24 protein-coding genes are annotated in these 19046 nt (G+C 74.9%); 11 read left to right on the forward strand and 13 right to left on the reverse strand.

Features of this window, described 5'->3' with window-relative positions; translation table 11 throughout:
• Positions 1-21 precede the first annotated feature (21 nt).
• Entirely contained in the window at positions 22-882 is an 861-nt protein-coding gene (locus OG702_RS02025) for a fructosamine kinase family protein (protein WP_327287115.1), read from the reverse strand.
• A complete protein-coding gene (locus tag OG702_RS02030) occupies positions 879-1343 on the reverse strand; it encodes a low molecular weight protein-tyrosine-phosphatase (RefSeq protein ID WP_327287116.1) in 465 nt (154 codons plus the stop codon). The genes OG702_RS02025 and OG702_RS02030 overlap by 4 nt, the downstream gene beginning before the upstream one ends.
• A 236-nt stretch (positions 1344-1579) precedes the next feature.
• Here OG702_RS02030 and OG702_RS02035 point away from each other — a divergent pair, with 236 nt between their 5' ends.
• The gene (locus OG702_RS02035) at positions 1580-2569 is read left to right on the forward strand and encodes an aldo/keto reductase (RefSeq protein WP_327287117.1); all 990 of its coding nucleotides are present in this window, start codon (positions 1580-1582) and stop codon (positions 2567-2569) included.
• 82 nt (positions 2570-2651) lie between these two features.
• Positions 2652-3506 carry a PhzF family phenazine biosynthesis protein gene (locus tag OG702_RS02040; protein WP_327287118.1) on the forward strand — a complete coding sequence of 285 codons (855 nt, stop codon included), beginning with the start codon at positions 2652-2654 and terminating at the stop codon, positions 3504-3506.
• 31 nt (positions 3507-3537) lie between these two features.
• On the opposite strand, the gene OG702_RS02045 is transcribed toward OG702_RS02040, so the two are convergent.
• The 3 genes from OG702_RS02045 to OG702_RS02055 form a co-directional block, all read right to left on the reverse strand.
• Positions 3538-4353 (reverse strand): class I SAM-dependent methyltransferase, encoded by an 816-nt coding sequence (locus tag OG702_RS02045; protein ID WP_327287119.1) that lies wholly within the window; start codon positions 4351-4353, stop codon positions 3538-3540.
• 33 nt (positions 4354-4386) lie between these two features.
• On the reverse strand, positions 4387-5397 hold the full coding sequence (locus tag OG702_RS02050; protein ID WP_327287120.1) for a thaumatin family protein: 1011 nt from the start codon (positions 5395-5397) through the stop codon (positions 4387-4389).
• Between the two features lie 154 nt (positions 5398-5551).
• Positions 5552-5956, reverse strand: coding sequence for a group I truncated hemoglobin (locus OG702_RS02055; RefSeq protein WP_327287121.1), 405 nt, complete (start codon positions 5954-5956; stop codon positions 5552-5554).
• Between the two features lie 190 nt (positions 5957-6146).
• Here OG702_RS02055 and OG702_RS02060 point away from each other — a divergent pair, with 190 nt between their 5' ends.
• Complete coding sequence (locus OG702_RS02060) at positions 6147-7040, forward strand: sigma-70 family RNA polymerase sigma factor (protein ID WP_327287122.1); 894 nt, start codon at positions 6147-6149, stop codon at positions 7038-7040.
• Between the two features lie 28 nt (positions 7041-7068).
• Here the strand turns inward: OG702_RS02060 and OG702_RS02065 are convergent, their stop codons facing one another.
• Positions 7069-7848: a uracil-DNA glycosylase gene (locus OG702_RS02065; protein WP_327287123.1), complete on the reverse strand. Its 780-nt coding sequence runs from the start codon at positions 7846-7848 to the stop codon at positions 7069-7071.
• A 106-nt stretch (positions 7849-7954) separates the two neighbouring features.
• On the opposite strand from OG702_RS02065, the gene OG702_RS02070 reads away from it, so the two are divergent.
• Complete coding sequence (locus OG702_RS02070) at positions 7955-8320, forward strand: DUF488 domain-containing protein (protein ID WP_327287124.1); 366 nt, start codon at positions 7955-7957, stop codon at positions 8318-8320.
• Between the two features lie 25 nt (positions 8321-8345).
• Here the strand turns inward: OG702_RS02070 and OG702_RS02075 are convergent, their stop codons facing one another.
• Entirely contained in the window at positions 8346-9551 is a 1206-nt protein-coding gene (locus OG702_RS02075; RefSeq protein WP_327287125.1) for a SpoIIE family protein phosphatase, read from the reverse strand.
• Between the two features lie 44 nt (positions 9552-9595).
• Complete coding sequence (locus OG702_RS02080; RefSeq protein WP_327287126.1) at positions 9596-10123, reverse strand: VOC family protein; 528 nt, start codon at positions 10121-10123, stop codon at positions 9596-9598.
• A 225-nt stretch (positions 10124-10348) separates the two neighbouring features.
• On the opposite strand from OG702_RS02080, the gene OG702_RS02085 reads away from it, so the two are divergent.
• Both OG702_RS02085 and OG702_RS02090 read left to right on the forward strand, forming a co-directional pair.
• Positions 10349-11014 carry a GOLPH3/VPS74 family protein gene (locus tag OG702_RS02085; RefSeq protein ID WP_327287127.1) on the forward strand — a complete coding sequence of 222 codons (666 nt, stop codon included), beginning with the start codon at positions 10349-10351 and terminating at the stop codon, positions 11012-11014.
• Positions 11015-11219: 205 nt separating this feature from the next.
• Positions 11220-11612, forward strand: coding sequence for a PPOX class F420-dependent oxidoreductase (locus tag OG702_RS02090; protein WP_327287128.1), 393 nt, complete (start codon positions 11220-11222; stop codon positions 11610-11612).
• Between the two features lie 51 nt (positions 11613-11663).
• Here OG702_RS02090 and OG702_RS02095 read toward each other — a convergent pair whose 3' ends face one another.
• Both OG702_RS02095 and OG702_RS02100 read right to left on the reverse strand, forming a co-directional pair.
• Positions 11664-12098 carry a universal stress protein gene (locus tag OG702_RS02095; RefSeq protein WP_327287129.1) on the reverse strand — a complete coding sequence of 145 codons (435 nt, stop codon included), beginning with the start codon at positions 12096-12098 and terminating at the stop codon, positions 11664-11666.
• A 157-nt stretch (positions 12099-12255) separates the two neighbouring features.
• A complete protein-coding gene (locus OG702_RS02100) occupies positions 12256-12504 on the reverse strand; it encodes a DUF6480 family protein (protein WP_327287130.1) in 249 nt (82 codons plus the stop codon).
• A 231-nt stretch (positions 12505-12735) separates the two neighbouring features.
• On the opposite strand from OG702_RS02100, the gene OG702_RS02105 reads away from it, so the two are divergent.
• Complete coding sequence (locus OG702_RS02105) at positions 12736-13866, forward strand: peptidoglycan recognition protein family protein (protein ID WP_327287131.1); 1131 nt, start codon at positions 12736-12738, stop codon at positions 13864-13866.
• 91 nt (positions 13867-13957) lie between these two features.
• Here OG702_RS02105 and OG702_RS02110 read toward each other — a convergent pair whose 3' ends face one another.
• Positions 13958-14545: a sigma-70 family RNA polymerase sigma factor gene (locus OG702_RS02110; protein WP_327287132.1), complete on the reverse strand. Its 588-nt coding sequence runs from the start codon at positions 14543-14545 to the stop codon at positions 13958-13960.
• 87 nt (positions 14546-14632) lie between these two features.
• Between OG702_RS02110 and OG702_RS02115 the strand changes: the two genes are divergently transcribed.
• Positions 14633-15466: an alpha/beta fold hydrolase gene (locus OG702_RS02115; RefSeq protein WP_327287133.1), complete on the forward strand. Its 834-nt coding sequence runs from the start codon at positions 14633-14635 to the stop codon at positions 15464-15466.
• Positions 15467-15532: 66 nt separating this feature from the next.
• Here the strand turns inward: OG702_RS02115 and OG702_RS02120 are convergent, their stop codons facing one another.
• Entirely contained in the window at positions 15533-16399 is an 867-nt protein-coding gene (locus OG702_RS02120; RefSeq protein ID WP_327287134.1) for an SDR family NAD(P)-dependent oxidoreductase, read from the reverse strand.
• 98 nt (positions 16400-16497) lie between these two features.
• Here OG702_RS02120 and OG702_RS02125 point away from each other — a divergent pair, with 98 nt between their 5' ends.
• A complete protein-coding gene (locus tag OG702_RS02125; RefSeq protein ID WP_327287135.1) occupies positions 16498-17529 on the forward strand; it encodes a sigma-70 family RNA polymerase sigma factor in 1032 nt (343 codons plus the stop codon).
• A gap of 34 nt (positions 17530-17563) precedes the next feature.
• Here the strand turns inward: OG702_RS02125 and OG702_RS02130 are convergent, their stop codons facing one another.
• Complete coding sequence (locus OG702_RS02130) at positions 17564-18064, reverse strand: hypothetical protein (protein WP_327287136.1); 501 nt, start codon at positions 18062-18064, stop codon at positions 17564-17566.
• Positions 18065-18169: 105 nt separating this feature from the next.
• Between OG702_RS02130 and OG702_RS02135 the strand changes: the two genes are divergently transcribed.
• Complete coding sequence (locus OG702_RS02135; protein ID WP_327287137.1) at positions 18170-18457, forward strand: hypothetical protein; 288 nt, start codon at positions 18170-18172, stop codon at positions 18455-18457.
• Between the two features lie 63 nt (positions 18458-18520).
• Complete coding sequence (locus tag OG702_RS02140; RefSeq protein ID WP_327287138.1) at positions 18521-18961, forward strand: discoidin domain-containing protein; 441 nt, start codon at positions 18521-18523, stop codon at positions 18959-18961.
• The last annotated feature ends 85 nt before the right edge of the window (positions 18962-19046 follow it).

Below are 19046 nucleotides of genomic sequence, written 5' to 3' on the forward strand. Positions count from 1 at the left end.
CGGGCCGGCTCCGCGGGGCGATCAGGCCGCCAGGGCGGCGCGGGCCGCCGCGACGGCCTGGTCGGCGTAGCCGCCGCCGAAGAGCACGGTGTGCACCAGCAGCGGGAAGAGCTGGTGCAGCGGGACGCGGGACGCGAAGCCGTCGGCGAGCGGCGCCGCCTCCTGGTAGGCGTCGAGGACCACGGACAGCTGCGGGCAGCCGAACAGCCGGAGCATCGCCAGGTCGGTCTCCCGGTGCCCGCCGTGCGCGGCCGGGTCGATCAGCCGGACGTGCCCGTCGGCGCCCCACAGCACGTTGCCGTTCCACAGGTCGCCGTGCAGCCGGGCCGGTGGCTCGGCGGGACCGGCGAGTCCTGGCAGCCGCTCGCAGGCCTCCGCCACGACGGCGGCCCCGGTCGCGGGCATGCTGCCGGCGTCCACCGCCCGCCGCAGATACGGCAGCACACGGTGCTCGGCGTACCAGCGCGGCCAGTCGGTGCCGGTGGTGTTGCGCATCGGCGCCCGCCCGATGAAGGCGTCCACCGGACCGCCGGGCGGCGGTGCGCCGAAGGCGGGCGCGCCCGCGGCATGCAGGGCGGCCAGGTCCCGGCCGAAGTCCGCCGCCGCTTCCTGCCCGGGGCGGCCGGCCGCGACCCGGTCGGTCACCAGCCACTCGTCGTCGCCGCCGCGGACCGCGGGCACCCGGACCGCTCCCGCGGCGGCCAGCCAGCGCAGCCCCGCCGCCTCGGCCCGTACCGAGCCCGGCTCGTCGGCGCGTTTGACCATCACCACCGGGCCGCCGTCCAGGACGACTTCGGCCAGCGTGCCGGACAGCCGGCGCTCGCCGGCCGCCCGGTGGCCCGTCAGCCGGGCCGCGGCGGCGCCCGGGCCGTCGGCGCTCACGTCTCCAGGTGCTCGCGCACCCAGCCCAGCAGCCCGGGCATCGCCGCCTCGATCATGGCCAGCATCTCCTCGAAGCCCTCGGGGCCGCCGTAGTACGGGTCTGGCACGTCGGGGTCGCCGACCGCGGCCGGGTCGAAGGAGCGCAGCAGCCGTACGCGTGCGGGGTCGTCGGCCAGCCGGCGCAGCGCCTTCTCGTGGCCCCGGTCCATCGCCACCAGCAGGTCGGCGTCGAGGTGTTCGGGGCCGACCTGGGCCGCGACATGGTCGACGGGGTAGCCGTGCCCGGTCAGCACGTCCGCGGCCCGCGGGTCGATGGCGTCGCCGACGTGCCAGCCGCCGAGCCCGGCGCTGCTGACCCGCACCCGGTCGGCGAGTCCGGCCCGGCGCAGCCGCTCGGCGAGGACCAGCGCGGCGGACGGCGACCGGCAGATGTTGCCCGTACAGACGAAGCTGAGGTGCACGGCACCAGACTAGGCCGTGTCCGACAGATCCCGCCTGGCCTGCGGCGTCCGGCACGCACGCCCTCCCGCTGCCTCCGGCGGGAGGTGCCCCGGCGTTGCCGGTCGTCGGCGCAGCCGCCCGCGGAGCGCACTGTACGGGACCGCACCGGCGAGCCGCGGTCCCGTACGGTGTGGCGCGTGGCACGCGCGGTCCCCGCACCGGCGGGCGCTCCGTGGCGGCACGGCAGGAGGCACGGATGCAGTACGCACGGCTGGGGTCCTCGGAGCTGACGGTCTCGCGGATCTGCCTGGGCATGATGAGCTTCGGCGACACCCCGGCGCGCGAGTGGCAGCTGAAGGAGGACGCTGCCGGGCCGATCGTCCGGCGGGCCGTCGAGGCAGGGGTGACCTTCTTCGACACCGCGGACAGCTACGCGGGCGGCAGCGGCGAGGAGATCACCGGCCGGCTGCTCTCCGGGCTCTTCGCCCGCCGCGAGGACTACGTCCTGGCCACCAAGGTCTTCTTCCCCACCGGCCCTGGCCCCCAGGACCGCGGCCTGTCACGCACCCACGTCATGGCGGCGATCGACGCCTCCCTGACCCGGCTCGGCACCGACTACGTCGACCTCTACCAGATCCACCGCTACGACCCGGACGTCCCGGTCGAGGAGACCATGGCGGCGCTGGCGGACGTGGTGAAGGCGGGGAAGGCCCGCTGCGTCGGCGCGTCCAGCATGTACGCCTGGCAGTTCGCGAAGGCGCAGTACGCGGCGCGGGCGGCGGGCTGGCCCGGCTTCGTGTCGATGCAGAGCCACTACAACCTGGTCTACCGCGAGGAGGAGCGCGAGATGCTCCCGCAGTGCGTGGACCAGGGCGTCGGCGTCATCCCGTACAGCCCGCTGGCCCGCGGCCTGCTGGCGGGCAACCGTACCCGGGCCGGCGGCCGGCGGACGGTCAGGGCGGCTTCCGACCCGCTCGCCGACGCCCGCTTCGAGGCCCACGCCGAGGCCGACTTCGATGTCGTGGACGTCCTGCGGGCCGTCGCCGCCGAGCACGGCGTGCCACCGGCCAGGGTCGCCCTCGGCTGGCTGCTCGGGCGGCCGGGCGTCACCGCCCCGGTCGTCGGCGCCACCAAGCCGCACCATGTGGACGACGCGGTGGCGGCCGTGGACCTGCGCCTGACTCCCGACGACGGCGCCCGCCTCGAAGCCCCCTACCGGCCGCACCCGGTCATCGGCCACTCCTGAGCGGCGGCCGCCGCCCGGCGTTCCCCGTCCCCGAGCGGAACAGCGCGGGAATGCCGGGCGGTCCTGCGCCGTTGACTGCGTCGTGACTGTGACCTCCGGGACCGAGATCCTGCACTACACCGCCTTCTCCGCCGACCCCGCGGGCGGCAACCCCGCCGGTGTCGTCCTCGACGCGTCCGGCCTCGACGAGGAGCAGATGCTCGGCGTCGCGGCGCGGCTGGGCTACAGCGAGACGGCCTTCCTGACCGCGCGGACCGGCGAACGGGCCTACGCGATCCGCTACTTCAGCCCGAAGGCCGAAGTGCCCTTCTGCGGGCACGCCACCGTGGCCACCGCGGTCGCGCTGGCCGAGCGGGACGGGCCGGGCGAGCTGGAGTTCGCCACTCCCGCGGGACCGGTGCCGGTCAGCGTGGTCCGGCAGGACGGCGAGCTGCGCGCGACCCTGACCAGTGTCGAGCCGTACGTCGAGGACCCCGACCCGGCCGACGTCACCGAGGCGCTGGCCGCGCTCGGCTGGGACGCGGCGGACCTCGACCCGGCGCTGCCGCCCAGGATCGCCTACGCGGGCGCCCGCCACCTGGTGCTGGCCGCCGGGACCCGCACGCGGCTGGCCGACCTCCACTACGACTTCGCACGGCTCGAAGCGCTGATGCACCGGGCCGCCCTGACGACCGTGCAGCTGGTGTGGCGCGAGGCGGAGCGCACCTTCCACGTCCGGGATCCGTTCCCGGTCGGCGGGGTGGTCGAGGACCCGGCGACCGGCGCGGCCGCGGCCGCCTTCGGCGCCTACGCGCGGGAACTCGCGCTGGTCCCCGCGGACGCCGTGCTGACCCTGTACCAGGGCGCGGACATGGGCCGCCCCGGCACCCTGAGCGTGGAGCTGCGGGCCGGGGACGCCAGGGTCCGGGTCGGCGGCACGGGCACCAGGATCCGCTGACGTCCCTCGGCCGCGGGTGTCGCCGGCGTCGTCACAGCGTTCGCGACACCCGCAGCTCCGTCAGGTAGCGCTTGGTGATCCGGCCCGCGTAGCGGTGGTCGATCAGCCCGGCCACGCAGCCGAGCAGCCCGTCCCTGGCCGCCGGCGACAGCGCCCGGTGACCGGAGTAGGTGCGGAGCACGTCCAGGTACTCCCCCGTGGTGTACGTCAGCTCCCACTCGTGGCGCCGGACGGCGACCGGTCCGAACCGGCCGCTGCGGGCGACCTCGTCCGCGTGGTCCGAGGTGTCGACGTCGTCCGCGGCGGGCGGCCGCAGCCCCGGCGGCGTGTCCGGGTCGAAACGCTCGTAGCAGTCCTGCACCTCGACGAAGAACAGCTCGGTGCCGCCCGCCACATGCTGGGTGGCGACCACGGCGAGGGCGCCACCGGGGCGCAGCGCGTCGGCGCACCTGGCCATCCGCACCGCCGGGTCGATCCAGTGGAAGGCCGTCGCCGCGACGACCGCGTCGAAGGGCTCGGCCGGCAGCGGCCAGGTCTCGAAGTCCGCCGTCACGACCTGGACCGCCGCGAACCCGGCCAGACGGCGGCGGGCGACGGCGGCCATGCCCGGGCCCAGCTCCACGGCGGTGATCCGGCAGCCGCGCTCGGCGAGCGGCACGGTCGCCTTGCCGGTGCCCGCGCCCACTTCCAGCACCCGGCAGCCCGGCCCCGTGCCGGCCAGCGTGTCGAGGTCGTCGAACAGCCGCGGCGGATAGCCGGGCCTGGCCCGGTCGTAGAGCTCCGCATCCTCGTCGAAGATCCCGCCCAGCCGGCCCCGGTGCGCCTCGTCGGGCGTGTCGTCGCGCATCCGACCCATGCTAAGGCCTGCCCGGGCGGCAGTTCAGCTGGTGCCGAAGGTCACCCGGTAGTAGCAGGCGCCCTTGCAGGCCATGGTGGCCGAGTCGTCGAAGGCGTAGGAGTAGGCGTAGGGCTCGGCCTTCTTGAAGACCTGGGTGTAGTCCACCGGCCACTTCGCCGGGACGCAGTGCTCGCGGCCGGCCCAGGCGCCCCGGCAGCAGTAGGTGTCGCCGCCGAACGCCGCGCAGGGCGGCTTGCAGCCGATGACCTGGCCGCCGGAGGTCGCCCGCATGGCGGTCGGGCAGTCCACCGGACGGGTGCAGGCGCCGTGGTAGCAGCCGGCGGCGGTGAGCGGGTCGGTGCTGACGGTGTGCGAGATGTTGACGTACATCGGCAGGTTGGACCCGTCCACCATGCTGACGTCGTAGAAGTCCATGCCGTCGAAGGCGTCGAAGGTGAATTCGCCGAGGGTGGTGGGCGTCACGGGCCCGCCGCAGGTGGTGGTGCAGTCACCGGTCAGGCAGTGGCCCGAGGCGTCGCCGGTGCAGCCGGTGCGGCCCCAGATCCGGCCGCCCCAGGAGTTGCCGACCAGCAGCGACGTGCTCGCGCCCGGCGCGAGCTTGCGGCCGCCGGGGTAGGCGGCGGTGCCGGTGGCCACCGCCCACACCGTCTGAGCGGTGCGGTTGACGATGACGATGCTGCGCTGCCCGCCCGGCGCGGACTGCTTGAGGGGTGCCGCAGGGGCCACCGTCTTCTTCGGTGCGGCGCGCTTGGTAGGGGTGGCGGAAGGGGTCGCCCGGGCGCTGCGGGTGGGCGTGGCGGTGGCGGTGGGGGTGGTGGGCGACGCGGTGGGCGGGCCCGCCACGGTGCTCGGCGCGGGGGCCGCTGGCGCCCCGGCGGCGGGCCGGGCGGCGCCGGAGCCGCCGGAGCCCAGATCCAGCGGCGACGCCAGCCAGGAGACCAGCGCGATCGCTGCCACCGCCGCGAGCACCGCCGCGGTCCGCGGCCAGGCCGGCCGGACCCGGTGCCGCCTGCGTGTCGTTGCGTACCTCATGCACAGGAGACCCGGACGGCCCCCCGGCGATAACAAGAAGGTGCGGGCGGGCGTGACTCGCCGCCCCCGCGGCTCCGTCCGCACCGGCAACGTCCGCGAACTCGCCGGGCAGCAGCACCGGGCCGGCCGGATCGCGGGGGCCGCCGGGGGGTACTCAGGCGGTGACGATGTCCGGCTTCAGCGGCAGCAGCGCCCCCGCGATGGTGCCGATGGTGGGTTCGTCCACGCCCGCCTCGGCGAGCGCGGCGGCCAGGTGGGCGACGACCAGGTCGAACGCCTCACCGGTGACGCCGAGGCCGCTGTGCGCCACCTCCATGGTCCGCCCGGGGTACGGCTCCGCCGACCCCAGCGCCTGCCCTACGAAGAGCCGCTGATGGCGCTTGAGCCGGGCCACGTCGATGCCCTCGAAGTAGCCGGCGAGGGCCGGGTCGCCCAGCACCCGGTCGTAGAAGAGGTCGACCACGGCCTCGACCGCGGCGGCGCCGCCGATCGCGTCGAAGATCGTCGTCCCCGGCTCCGGGGCGGACGGTGCGGGTTGCGCGGGTGTGGTGTCAGCCATCCGCCCATTGTCCGCCCCGCGGCCCTGCGGCGCCGTCAGAACGCCGAATCCTGCGGGCCGCTGTCGCCCCGGGCGGCTTGTGCGCCTTAGCCCCCGCGTGATTGCCTCGCGGGGCTCGTCCGCCGGTTACCTCGGCCGTCCCCGGACCGTCACACCCTGGACGGGACGCACATGAGGAAGGGTGAGGCCGATGGCGGGACCAGGTCCCGACGACGCGCTGGCGCGGGCCTTCGAGGAGCAGCGGCCGCGGCTGGTGGCGGTGGCCTCCCGGATGCTCGGGTCGCGGGCCGACGCGGAGGACGCGGTCCAGGAGGCGTGGCTGCGGCTGGCCCGCCAGGACGCGGGCTCGATCGGCAACCTCACCGGCTGGCTGACCACCGTGGTCGGCCGGGTCTGCATCGACGTGCTGCGCTCGCGCAAGGCCCGGCCGGAGGCGCCCTACGACGAGCGGCTGCCGCAGGTCGTGGTGGCCGAGGACGAGGGCGCGGCCCCCGAGGACGACGCGGTGCTCGCCGACGCGGTCGGGACGGCGCTGCTGGTGGTGCTGGACACTCTGCGGCCCGCCGAGCGGCTGGCGTTCGTGCTGCACGACATGTTCGCGGTGCCGTTCGACGAGATCGCCCCGATCGTCGGCAGGACCACCGACGCCGCCAAGATGCTCGCGAGCAGGGCCCGCAGGAAGGTGCAGGCCACCGACCCGCCCGCCGGCGGGCGGCAGCGCCGTCGCGCGGTGGTCGACGCCTTCCTGGCGGCGGCACGCAGCGGCGACTTCGACGGCCTGCTGCGGCTGCTCGACCCGGAGGTGACATGGCGCTCCTGGTCCGCGCGCGGCCCGTCCGTCAGCACGGGCGCTCCGGAGGTGGCCGACCAGGTCCGGCGCGGCGCCCGCGCCGTGGTCGCGGCGCGCCCCGTGCTGGTCGACGGCGCGGCCGGGGTGGTGGTGTGGGGTGCCCGCGGCAGGCTGCTGGGGGTGATGGCGTGCACCGTGGCGGACGGCCGCATCGTCGAGGTGCTGTCGGTGAGCGACCCGGAGCGCCTCGCAGGGATGGGCCTGCCGCCGCGTCCTGACCCGGACGGCCGGTGACGGCAGGCGGGGGACCGCCCGCCGCCGGTCAGTCGCGGGTGGTCAGGCCCGCGGCGCCGGCGGCCGAGCGCAGCACGTCGCGCAGCATGGCCGGGGTCACCGTGCGGGTGGAGATGTTGCGCTGGCTGGGATGGTAACTGCCGAAGAGCTGCAGGTCGGGCCCGCCGCCCGCGTCGTGCAGCAGCACCTGCGCGGCATGGCCGAACGCCGGCCGGGGGCGGGGCAGTTGCCAGCCGGCGTCCCGCAGGACAGGCAGCAGCGCCTGCCAGCCGAAGCCGCCGAGCACGACGACGGCCCGCAGCGCCGGGCGCAGCAGCCGGAACTCCTGGGCCAGCCAGGGGCGGCAGGTGTCGCGTTCCGCGGTGGTCGGCCGGTTGTCGGGCGGGGCGCAGTGCACGGGAGAGGTGATCCTTACGCCGTGCAGCTCAAGGCCGTCCGAGCGGTCCACGGCGGTGGGCCCGGAGGCCAGGCCGACGGCGTGCAGGGCGGCGTAGAGCACGTCGCCCGAGGGGTCTCCGGTGAACATCCGCCCCGTGCGGTTGCCGCCGTGCGCGGCGGGGGCCAGCCCGACGATCGCCAGCGCGGCGTCGTGCGGGCCGAAGCCGGGGACCGGCCTGGCCCAGTACGTCCAGTCGAGGTACGCGCGCCGCCTGGCCCGGCCGACCTCCTCGCGCCAGGCGACCAGCCGCGGGCACGCCCGGCAGGTGGTCACCACCGCGTCCAGCGCGGGCACACCGTCCGCTCCTGCGGCGGCCGCGACGGGGAAGCCCGGATCGTCCGGGCCGACACCCGGTGTGCCGACTCCCAAGGCCTGGCCTCCCTCTGCCCCGCGGTGGCGTGCGCGAACGGCCGCGAGCACCTGCCGCCGGTAAAATGGAGGAACTCGGGGTGACCCGTCAGCGGAAGGTGCTGCCATGGCCCAGTCGATCACCTATCGCCGAGTCTACGAGGAGACCACACCGCAGGACGGCACGCGGGTGCTCGTGGACCGGGTCTGGCCGCGCGGCATGCGCAAGGCGGACGCGCACCTGGACGAGTGGCTGCGGGACATCGCCCCCTCGACCGACCTGCGGCGCTGGTACGGGCACGAGCCCGACCGCTTCCCCGAGTTCCGCCGCCGCTACCAGGCCGAACTGCGCGACGCCGGCCACCGTACGGCCGCGGAGCGCCTGCGCGGGCTCGCGGGCGACGGGCGGCTGACGCTGCTGACCGCCACCAAGGACGTGGACCGCAGCCAGGCCGCGGTCCTCGCCGAGTGGCTGGCCGGCCCGAAGAAGTAGCAGGCCCCGCAGCGTGCCGCCGCCGTCAGAGGGCCGGCCGCCGCGGGAACCGTACGACGAGCACCGCCACGTCGTCGTCGAAGACCTGGCCGTGGTTGGCGATGACCTCGTCGCACCACACGTCCAGCGGGGCCGTGGCCAGCGATCCCGCCTGCGCGGCCAGCGCACGCAGGCCCTCGTCGATGTCCTGGCCGCGCCGCTCGACCAGGCCGTCGGTGAACAGCAGCAGGGTGCTCCCCGGCGGCAGCGGGTACTCGTGGTCGGGCCGCGGCAGCCGGGTGTCGACACCGACCGGGATGCCGTGCCGTGGCGGGGCGAGGTAGCAGACGGCGCCGTCCACGGTGACCAGCAGCGGCGGCGGGTGCCCGGCGTTGGTCCAGTGGAAGGTGTACTCCCCCGCGCTGCGCTCCTCCAGCCGGCCGAGCACCAGGGTGGCCGCGGGCGGGTCGATGAGGGTCGCGACGACGTCGTCCAGCTTCGAGACGATCATGCCCGGCGGCCCGCCCCGGTCGTGGGCCAGAGCCCGCAGCATGTTGCGGAACTGCCCCATGACCGGGGCCACCCCGGGGTCGTGCCCGGTGACGTCGCCGACGACGACGCAGGCCACTCCGTCGGGCAGGATCTGGACGTCGTACCAGTCGCCGCCGAGATTGGGCAGCTCGGAGGCCGGCTGGTAGCGCGCCCGCACCTCGATCGGGGCAATGTCGGGCAGCGCGGGCAGCAGGCTGCGCTGGAACTGCTCGGTGGTGTACTTCAGCCGTTCGTAGAGCCGGGTGTTCTCGATGCTGACGCTGGCGGCGCTGGCCAGCGCCGCCAGCAGGGTCTGGTCGTCGTCGTTGAAGGGCGTCCCGTCGTTCTTGCCCGACAGGCACAGGTTGCCGTAGACCGTGCCGCGTACGGTCAGCGGGACGCCCAGCACGCTCCGGGTCGCCGGGTGCCCCGGCGGCTGGCCCGGGGCCCACTCCTTGGTGCCGACCGTGATGACGTCGACCACGTTGCCGCCCTCGCCGACCACCCCGAGCGAGCCGTGGCGGGCGTCCACCAGGTCGATGCCCGCCAGCACGATCTGGTGCAGCACGCTGCGCATGTCCATGTCCGCGCTCATGGCCACGACCGCGTCCAGCAGCCGGCGCTGCCTGCGCTGGCGCGTTTCCAGCCTGCGCAGCTGCTCCTCGAGGGAGGCCGCCGGCCCGTCCCGGCCCGGGGCGCCGGACCCGGTGTCCTCGGTCATGCCCGCACCTCCTCGCCGGTCCGCACCTTCCCGCCGGCCGCCGGTCACCAGGCGTAGATCCGCGCCATGATCTCCTGCCGGGCCGCGCCGTGCGGCCCGGGAAAGGCGATGACCAGCGGCAGGCCGTCGGGATCGCGGCCCTCGACCACCGTCACGCCGTCCGCGGTCTCCTTGGAGGAGATGTGGGCGGCGCGCTCCTTGAGCAGCCGCTCGCAGCGCTGGAGGTCGTCGGCGCTGTTCGCGGTCCAGATCACGTACTGCACGCCGATGGCGCCGAGCGGGTGCTCACTGCCGGAGCCCATGACGCGCAGATACAGCTGGGTGTCGGCCGAGCCGACCAGCAGCGCGGCCGTCGTGGTGCGGACCGCGACCCGCATCAGCAGCAGTTCCCGGTAGAACTCCATCGCCCGGTCGAGGTCGCGGACGAAGACCACCACCGAGGCCAGTCTCGGCCCGTGCCCGACCTCGGCCGCGTCGTTCTCGTCGCCGGGCCGGCCGCCGCCCTGCCCGTCGTGGCCGGCGCCGGCCGGCGGCTCACCGGCAGCGGGCGCCCCGGCCGCATCCGATCCCATCCAGAGCCCCTTGTCCGCTCGTCCACCGGCCGTCGACCGCCGATCCCGGCACCCGCCGGAAATCCTCGTCTTCACGCTACAGGCGACCCGAAGACGCCGCTCGGCATGACGCAGGTGCGTGGTACGTCCGGTCCCGGGCGGCCGTCCGCGCGGCTGCCGGGTTACCGTCGGTCGTGTACCGCAAGCGCGTGCCGTCCGGCCGCGCGCCCCGACGTGGAGCCGCTCATGACCACACCGCAGGACCTGCTGATCGTCGCCATGGACGTGGAGTCGAGCCGCCCGGTGGAGTCGGGCGACCTCTCGCTCGTCCTGGCCGGCGCCGAACTGGTCGATCTGCTCGACGCCGGCCTCGTCACGCTGGACGGCGAGCTCCTGGTGCCAGGGCCCGGGAGCACGCCGGACGACCGGCTGCTGGCCGAGGCCGCGGCGGCGCTGGTGCGGCAGCGGCCGTACGAGTCGGTCGAGGACTGGCTGTGGCGCAGGGGCCGCGCGCTGTCCGCGGCGTATGTGGACGTCATGGAGTCCGAGGGGCAGATCACCCGGCAGCACCGGCGGCTGCTCCCCGGCCGGCCGGGTCCCGCGACGCCCGCCGACACACCCGCCAGGCGGCGCGCCACCGAGCGCTGGACCTCGGGCGAACCGGTCCTCGCGCTCCTGGCGGGCGCGCTCGGCATCCGCCCCGGGTCGGGCGACGAGCCGCCGGCCGCCGAAGAGGAGGTGGCCGCCGGTGAGGCGGAAGCGCCCTCCGACGACCCGGCGGTGGCCGACGAGGCGGTCGTCGCCGTCCTGGCGACGGTCGGCGACGCGGTGATGGAGCTGGACGCCGTACGCCAGCGGCGGGACATCGAGCAGGCCGCCTTCGACAACATCTGGCGCGGTCCGGGCGGCTGACACCCGGCGGCGGGGTCCTCGGCGGCTCCGCGCGGCACTGCGGGAGCCGGGCCGCGGCGGCGGCCGTGCCTGCCGCGCGGGCGCCGGGGGCTGTCCTTGTGCCGGCCGGGACAGGACGATGGGGCCGGACATGTCACGAGGGGGCCGGGCGCCCCGTCGTACTCAGTGGCCCGCGCCCGCGGGCCGCGGAGACCGGAGGCAGCCGATGACGAGTACCCCTTCGCCGCTCGCGCGGTTCACCAGGCACAAGACGATCCTGCTCACCACGTACAAGCGGGACGGCACCCCGGTCGGCACGGCGGTGAGTATCGCCTTCGACGGGGACCGGCCCGTCTTCAGGACCTACAGCGCGGCCTGGAAGGTCAAGCGGTTGCGGAACAACCCGGACGTCGAGATCGCGCCGTGCACTGCGCGGGGGAAGCCCACCGGTGCTCCCGAGCAGGCGCGGGCCATTCTGCTCGGCGGCGCGGAGGCGGCCGCGGCGGCGAAGGCCCTCGCCCGCAAGTACCCGGTCCTGCACGGCTTCCTGGTGCCGTTCCTGCACCGCAGGAAGCACTGGCAGACGCTGCACTACGTGCTGACCGCACGCGGCGAGTAGTGCCGCACGCGGGGCCGGGCCGCCGTCAGTTCACCCGGCCCCGCCCGGGGCTCAGGCCTCGGCGCGGACCAGCAGCACCGAGACCGGCGCGGCCTTCGCCACGCCGCGGCTGACGCTGGTGTGCAGCAGCGCGGAGATCCCGTTGTAGTGGCCGGGGCCGACGGCGATCAGGTCGCTGCCCAGGGCCGCGGCCCGCTCGACCAGGATGCCGGCCAGGTCCTCGCGCAGCCCCTCGTCCACCTCGCCGTCCGCGGTGATCCCGGCGGCCCGCAGCGTGGCGAGCGCCTCGTCCACGACCTGCTTGCCCTCCGCGGGGTTCTCGGCGGTGTAGACGCCGCCGGAGATGCCGTCGGTGATGACCTGGGAGGGCCTGACGTGGATGACGTGGACGGCCGCGCCGGTCAGCCCGGCCAGCGACGCCACGGTGTCCAGCACCCCTGCGCCGTGGGACGAACCGTCGACGGCGGCCAGGATCTTCTTGTACATGCGATCAACTTCCTTGTCCGAAGGGGCCTCAGGGGTCCGCGGCCCGCCGTCATGGGACAGCCGCCGGGGGTGCTGATCAATTCCCGGATCCGGCGTGACGGGCACCACGCCCGCCGCGGCCGGATCGGGACCCTTCGCTACGAGGAGCCGCCGCGGGTCAGAGCATGAGCTCGATCGCCATCCCGAGCGCCCCGGCGGCGAAGATGCCGACGACGAACATGATGCCGATGATCGGTGCCGTGGCCCAGCCGCGGCTGAGCGGGAGGCGTTCGGGACCGTCGAGCGAGGAGATCCCCGATTCGGCCGGCGAGGTCTGCCCGGCCCCCTGCACCGTGTCCTCGGGGACGCTCAGCCCCTCGTCCGGCAGGTGCGGGTTCACGGACCGTGCGGGGTGGGTGACCGCCATGGTGGGCCTCCGATGGTTGCCCGGGAAAGTCTTTCCGCACCTCGGGTACCCATTCCGGACACGGCAATGCGCAGCCGGAACGTCCGCCGATCAGGGGGCCGCAAAGGGGATCTTCCCCGCAAGCGGACCCCAATCTTGAGAAGTTCCCGACCAGGCGTCAGCCGGCTTCATATTCTCCGGGGGTCATCGGCAGCCGAAAAGCTGCCGCCCACTGTCCAATGCGGAGTATGCATGGCCTTGCACGAGCACGAGGTGGATCGCCGAACGCTGTTCAGGGTCGGACTGGGAACCGCGGTCGCCGCGGTTGTCGGCACCGGACTCGCCCTTCCCGGTACCGCCGAGGCCGAGCCCTCGGCCGAGTTCCCCTGGATCATCGACTGCGACAGCTGGGGCGCCCGGCCGCCGTCCAGCCCGATCCAGATCACCGGCAACACGACGAACAAGATCATCCTGCACCACATGGCATTCCCCAACGTCACCGACTACTCCCGCGAGCACGCCGTCCAGCTGGCCAAGGACTGCCAGGACCTGCACATGGACACCAACGGCTGGGCGGACACCGGCCAGCACTTCACCGTCAGCCGGGGCGGCTACGTCCTGGAGGGCCGGCACCGCAGCCTGGAGACGCTGGAAGCCGGCGAGCACCAGGTCACCGCGGCCCACTGCCCCGGGGAGAACGGCAACGCCATCGGCATCGAGAACGAGGGCACGTACATCACCGAGACGCCGCCCGAGGCGCTGCTCGACTCGCTCGTGCAGCTGTGCGTCGCGGTGTGCGGGAAGTTCGAGCTGAACGCCTGGGACATCTTCGGCCACTGGGACTTCCGGATCACCGACTGCCCGGGGATCGCCTTCTACGCGCAGTTCCCGATGATCCGCGCCCGGGTGCTGCGCGCCATGGACGTCAAGCCGTCCGCGGCGCCGGCCCGCCGGTGGCCGGACATCTGGCGCTTCGTGGACAGCCCGGTCGTCCAGGTGGGGCAGTACCTGCTCGACAACGCCGGCTACGCGCTCACACCGGACGGCGTCTTCGGCTACGACATGAACGACGCGCTCGCTGATTTCCAGACCACCCGGGGCATCCCGGTGACGCCGGACTCCACCTTCGACACCACGACGTGGGAGGCCCTCGCCCCGCCGCTCGACAAGCACGCCGCCGGCCTGCCGGTCACCGCGCTGCAGTTCATGCTCGCCCGCAAGGGCTACGCGGAGGTGACCGCCACCGGGGAGTTCGACCACCCGACGATGAAGGCGGTGCAGTCCATGCAGCGCCTGCACGGCCTCAGGCCCGACGGCAAGGTCGACCTGAGCACCTGGTGCGCCGTGGTCGGCGGCTCGGTGCGCGAGGCGTTCCACCGCTGAGCCGGCGACGGGTCTCCCTGCCCGGCCCCCGGGCCGGACGGGGGGACCCGCACGGGGCCGCCCTGGCGACCACCGGCGCGGATCCGCCGGGCTAGCCGTCGCCCCTGAGCCGGTCGCGCTGGATCTGGCGGGCCAGGGCGCGGCGCACCGAGGCCGGTGCGGCGGGGGCGGCGGCCGAGAGGTCGGGGAGGTCCAGGCCGCGGCTGATCGTGTCGTACGCGGCACGGTAGGCGGCGGGCAGTTCGGCGTGGCGCACCCGCAGGTCCTCCTCGACCAGGCGGCGCAGCTCGTCCACGCTCTGCGGGGTGAAGCGCTTCCTCCCCCTGGCGACGGCCTGGACGTGGCGTGCGCAGGCGGCCGCGTCGCAGGTCTCGGCGATCTCCTCGGCCAGGGCCCAGAGCCGTCCTTCGAGCCAGGGTGCGTCGCCCTGGTCGAGGCCGAGCCCGAGCGGCGGCGCCGGCTCGCCCGTCCGGTGCCTGGCCACCTGCTTGGACACCGCGGGCTGGCTCATGTCGGTGAGCCGGGCGATCCGGTCCTGGGTCCAGCCGAAGCCCGCGAAGACCTGGATCATCTCCGTACGCAGCTTCCGCATCTCCTCGCCGGCCCGGATGACGTCGTTCATGTCGGCGAGCATCCGGGCGGCCTGCTCCTCGGTCAGCGTCTCGGGTGCGCGTCGCATGTCCTCTGCCATAGCTGGTTGTATACCTGGATCCAGGAAATATAACCCGGTTGTACAACCGAGTTATGGGCTGCAAGACTGCGCGCCATGCCCACCTTCTCCGCATCCGACGGGACCCGGCTCGCCTACCGCGTCACCGGCGACGGCCCCCCGCTGCTGTGCCTGCCGGGCGGCCCCACCGACGCCCGCTACCTCGGCGATCTCGGCGGTCTGTCCGCCCACCGCCGGCTGGTCCTGCTCGATCCGCGCGGCACCGGCGGCTCCGCCGTGCCGCAGGACCCCTCCTCCTACCGCAGCGACCGCCAGGTCGAGGACGTCGAGGCGCTGCGTGCCCACCTCGGCCTGCCGCTGATCGACCTGCTGGCCCACTCCGGCGGCACCAACACCGCGGTGCAGTACGCGGCCCGCCACCCGCACCGGCTGCGCAGGCTCGCCCTGATCGGCCCCAGCACCCGGGCCGTCGGCATCCCGGTCACCGGGGACGTCCGGCGCGAGGTCGCCGGGCTGCGCGCGCACGAGCCGTGGTTCCCCACGGCCTTCGCCGCCCTGGCGGCGCTCACCTCGGGAGCGGGCACGCCGGCCGACGCGGAGGCCACCACACCGTTCTTCTACGGCCGTTGGGACGCCGGGGCCCGCGACCATCACGCGGCCGGCCGGCCGGCGAACGACGAGGCCGTCGCGCTCTTCGGGGCCGAGGACGCCTTCACCCCGCCCGCCACCCGCGCCGCCCTGGCGGCCTTCCCCTCCCCCGTGCTGCTGCTGACCGGCGAGTACGACGTGAACAGCCCGCCGCGCCCGACCGGCGAGGTGGCCGCCCTCTTCCCCGACGCCACCGTCAGCGTCCAGCCGGCCGCGGGCCACTACCCCTGGCTGGACGACCCGGCCGGCTTCACCGCGACGACCGCGGCCTTCCTGGCCTGACCGGCCGGCGGCCGGGCGCCCCGAAGCCGGTGCGGTGCGTGCCGTACCGGCCCCGGGGCTCGCCGGTCAGTCGTCCAGACCGCCCATGGTCAGGTTGACCGTGGTGCCGGTGAGGCCGCTCGCCCGGTCGCTCGCCATCAGGACCGCGGCTCCCGCCACGTCCGCGAGCGTCATGACCCGTCGCGGGTGGGTGGAGTCGGCGAGGTACTTCTGGAACTGCTCGTAGCCCAGTCCCGCCGCCTTGAGCCCGGCGACCTCCCGCATCGAGGGCGTCTCGGGAATGCCGTGCGGCCGCAGCGCGACCACCCGGATGCCGTGCGGCGCCAGTTCCGCGGACAGGCTCCGGGTCAGCGCCTCCTTGGCGGCCTGCGCCGGGGCGTAGCCGCCGACCAGGGTGGTGCCCGAGCGGGCCGGCAGCGCGGTCAGCGTCATGATCACCCCCGAGGCGTTCTCGATCATCCGCCGGGCCGCCAGGCGGGCGGTCAGGAAGTACGACCTGGTGTAGTCGGCGATCGGCAGCGAGAACCGGTCGGCGTCCAGGTCGACCAGCGGCACCCCCACCACCTCGGTGTCCGGCACCCCGACGGCGTTGAAGGAGACGTCCAGGCGCCCCGCCTGCTCAACCACGTACCGCAGATGGCTGTCCACGGCCTGCTCGTCCAGCGCGTCGACGGTGGCCGCCTCGGCCGATCCGCCGGCCGCGGCGATCTCCTCGGCGACGGCGTCGACCGGTTCCCTGCGGCGTCCGGTGACGAAGAGCCTGGCCCCCTCGCTGGCGAAGGCGCGGGCGACCGCGCCCCCGATCGCCCCTCCGGCGCCGTAGACCACCACGACCTTGTCCTTGAGCATCATTGCCTGCGTTCCTCTCCCCTGCTTCACTGCGGCGATCCGTACCTGTCCGCGTATCGCCGCGGTCTTCGGTGGTGCGGACACCGCGCTTCCTGGCAAGTGGGCGTCCGGCGACCGCCCAGTTCGGGCCCCGGCCGGTGTCTGCACGGAGCGGGACCAGGCGCGGGGAAGGGATGGAAAAGGTGCGGAAGAACGTAGGAGCCACCGCGGCGGCGGACGGCCTGCTGGACCGGGCGCGAGGCGGGGACGGTGAGGCGTTCCGGGAGCTCGTCGGGCCCTACCGCCGGGAGTTGCAGGTGCACTGCTACCGGATGCTCGGCTCGTTCCAGGACGCGGAGGACGCGCTGCAGGACGCGCTGCTGACCGCCTGGCAGGGTCTGGGCGGCTTCGAGGGCCGTGCCTCGCTGCGGACCTGGCTCTACCGGATCGCGACCAACCGGTGCCTCAACGCGCGGCGTTCGGCGGCCCGGCGCCCGGCCAGGGAGTGGAACGTCCCCGGTGTCCAGCCGCCGGAGCCGACCCGGCTGGGCGAGGTCGTCTGGCTCGAACCCTTCCCCGACGCCGCGCTGGACGGGGTGGGCGGCGTCCCGCTCGGGCCTGAGGCGCGCTACGAGCAGAGCGAGTCGGTCTCGCTGGCCTTCGTGACCGCGCTGCAGGTGCTGCCGCCGCGCCAGGTGGCCGTCCTGCTGCTGCGCGACGTCCTCGGATTCCACGCCGCCGAGGTGGCCGCGATGCTGGACTCGACGCTCGACTCGGTCAACAGCGCGCTCAAGCGCGCCCGCGCCGCCCTGCACCGCAGGCTGCCCGCGCCCGAGCGCGAGCCGGCCCCCGCCGCCGGCTCACCGGCCGAGCAGGCCCTGGTGGCGAGGTTCGTCAGCGCCTACGAGTCCGCCGATCTCGACGCGCTGATCGCGCTGCTCACCGACGACGTCTTCATGTCGATGCCGCCGATGCCGCTGGAGTACGAGGGCCGCGATCTGGTGGCCCGCTTCTGTGCCGGTCTCTTCCGCGACGGCCGGCGTTTCGACCTGGTCGCGACCCGCGCGAACGGCCAGCCTGCCTTCGGGGCGTACCTGCACGCGGCCACCGGCGTCCGGCACGGCACGGGCCTGATCGCCGTCACCCTCTCCGGCGACCGGATCAGCGCCATGACGCGGTTCGAGAACAGCACGCTGCCGTGGTTCGGGCTGCCTCGATCGCTGCCGGGCCGGTAGCCGGGCGGGCCCGGCCACCGGCGGGCCCCCGCGGTCAGCCGGTGAGCTCGCCGGCCGACCGGACCGCCACGTCGAGCAGGTCGGCGCCGGGCAGGGCGGCGCCGCCCTGCCCGGTGATCGGCAGGCCGTCCCTGCGGGTCACCCGGAAGGTGCGCCGCTCCCCCGGCAGCAGGGTGACCAGGGCGTCATCCACCACCAGTTCGTGCGGGTCGAGCCCGAGCGGCGCGGCCAGCCGGTCGGCGAAGACGCACAGGTCACGCAGCAGCGTCCCGGCGGTGACCGTCACCAGCAGCCCGCCGCCGACGGCTGCCGGCTCGACCGTACGCTCCGGGCGCGGGCCGGCCAGTTCCCGGTCCGGCCGGTACGTCCAGGTGGTGCGGACCCCGTCGGCCTCGACGACGAGCATCTCGGCGTGCGGGTCGGCCGGCCGGCAGACCGCGGGGTCCAGCGGCAGGTGGAGCAGGCCGCCGGCCGGGCAGCCGGGCCGCAGCCGGGCGCGGGCGTGCTCCTGGCCGTCGAGTCCGATCTGCAGCACGAGGACGTCCGGTGCCAGTCGGCGCCGGTGTCGTTGACCAGGGCGAGCAGCAGGCCTGCGGTACCGGTCGGGTCGTGGGTCGGACCGGGGTGGACGGGCTGCACCGTGGCCAGCCGGGGCGCGAAGGCGTGGCGCAGGGCGTACCAGAGTGGCTTCTCGATCCCGGCGCTGTCGACGGCCGACCAGCTGCCGGCCGGCCAGCAGTCGTTGAGCTGCCAGACGACGACCCCGCCGCACCGCTCGCGGGAGCGCAGCCACTCGGTTCCCGCCGCCACCGCGCGGGCCTGGACCAGCTGGGTGGCGAAGTGCCAGTCGGCGCCCTCGGCGGGGGTCGGCACGTGCGGCTGGAGGCCGCGGGTCAGCTTGTGCATGCCGTCGATCGCCCGCAGGTGATGGCGGGTCAGCGGCGAGCCGGGGCCGGGGGTCTCGCCGGCCAGGACGCGTTCCATCGCCCGCGTGCTGCCGTTGCGGAAGGGCAGGACGGTCACCCTGGACCTGACCCTCGACGCGCCGAAGACCGATCTGGCGCAGGGCAAGCCGGCCTCCGCCTCGTCGGAGTCCAGCAGCGACCAGGGCGCCGCCAAGGCCTTCGACGGTGACCTGTCCACCCGCTGGAGCGCCGGCCCTGACGCGAGCAGCTGGCTGCAGGTCGACCTCGGCGGCACGTACGCCCTCAGCGGGATCGACCTGCTGTGGGAGGAGTCGTACGCGAAGTGCGACAAACTGCAGGCGTCCACCGACGGCTCGACCTGGCGGGACCTCGTCACCCAGACGAACTCCGCGGGCGGCACCGAGAAGGTCCCGGTGAGCGGGTCGGCCCGCTACGTGCGCATGCAGGGCACGCAGAAGTCGGGTCAATGGGGTTACTCGCTCTACGAGATGGAGGTCTTCGGCTAGGACTCCCGCACCCCGCGGGCCGCCCGTCACACCCCCGGGCGGGTCACCTGCCGGGCCGCTCCAGGCCCGCCGGGCGACCCGCGCG

Source organism: Streptomyces sp. NBC_01198, assembly GCF_036010485.1.
In the GTDB taxonomy this organism is placed as follows: Bacteria; Actinomycetota; Actinomycetes; order Streptomycetales; family Streptomycetaceae; genus Actinacidiphila.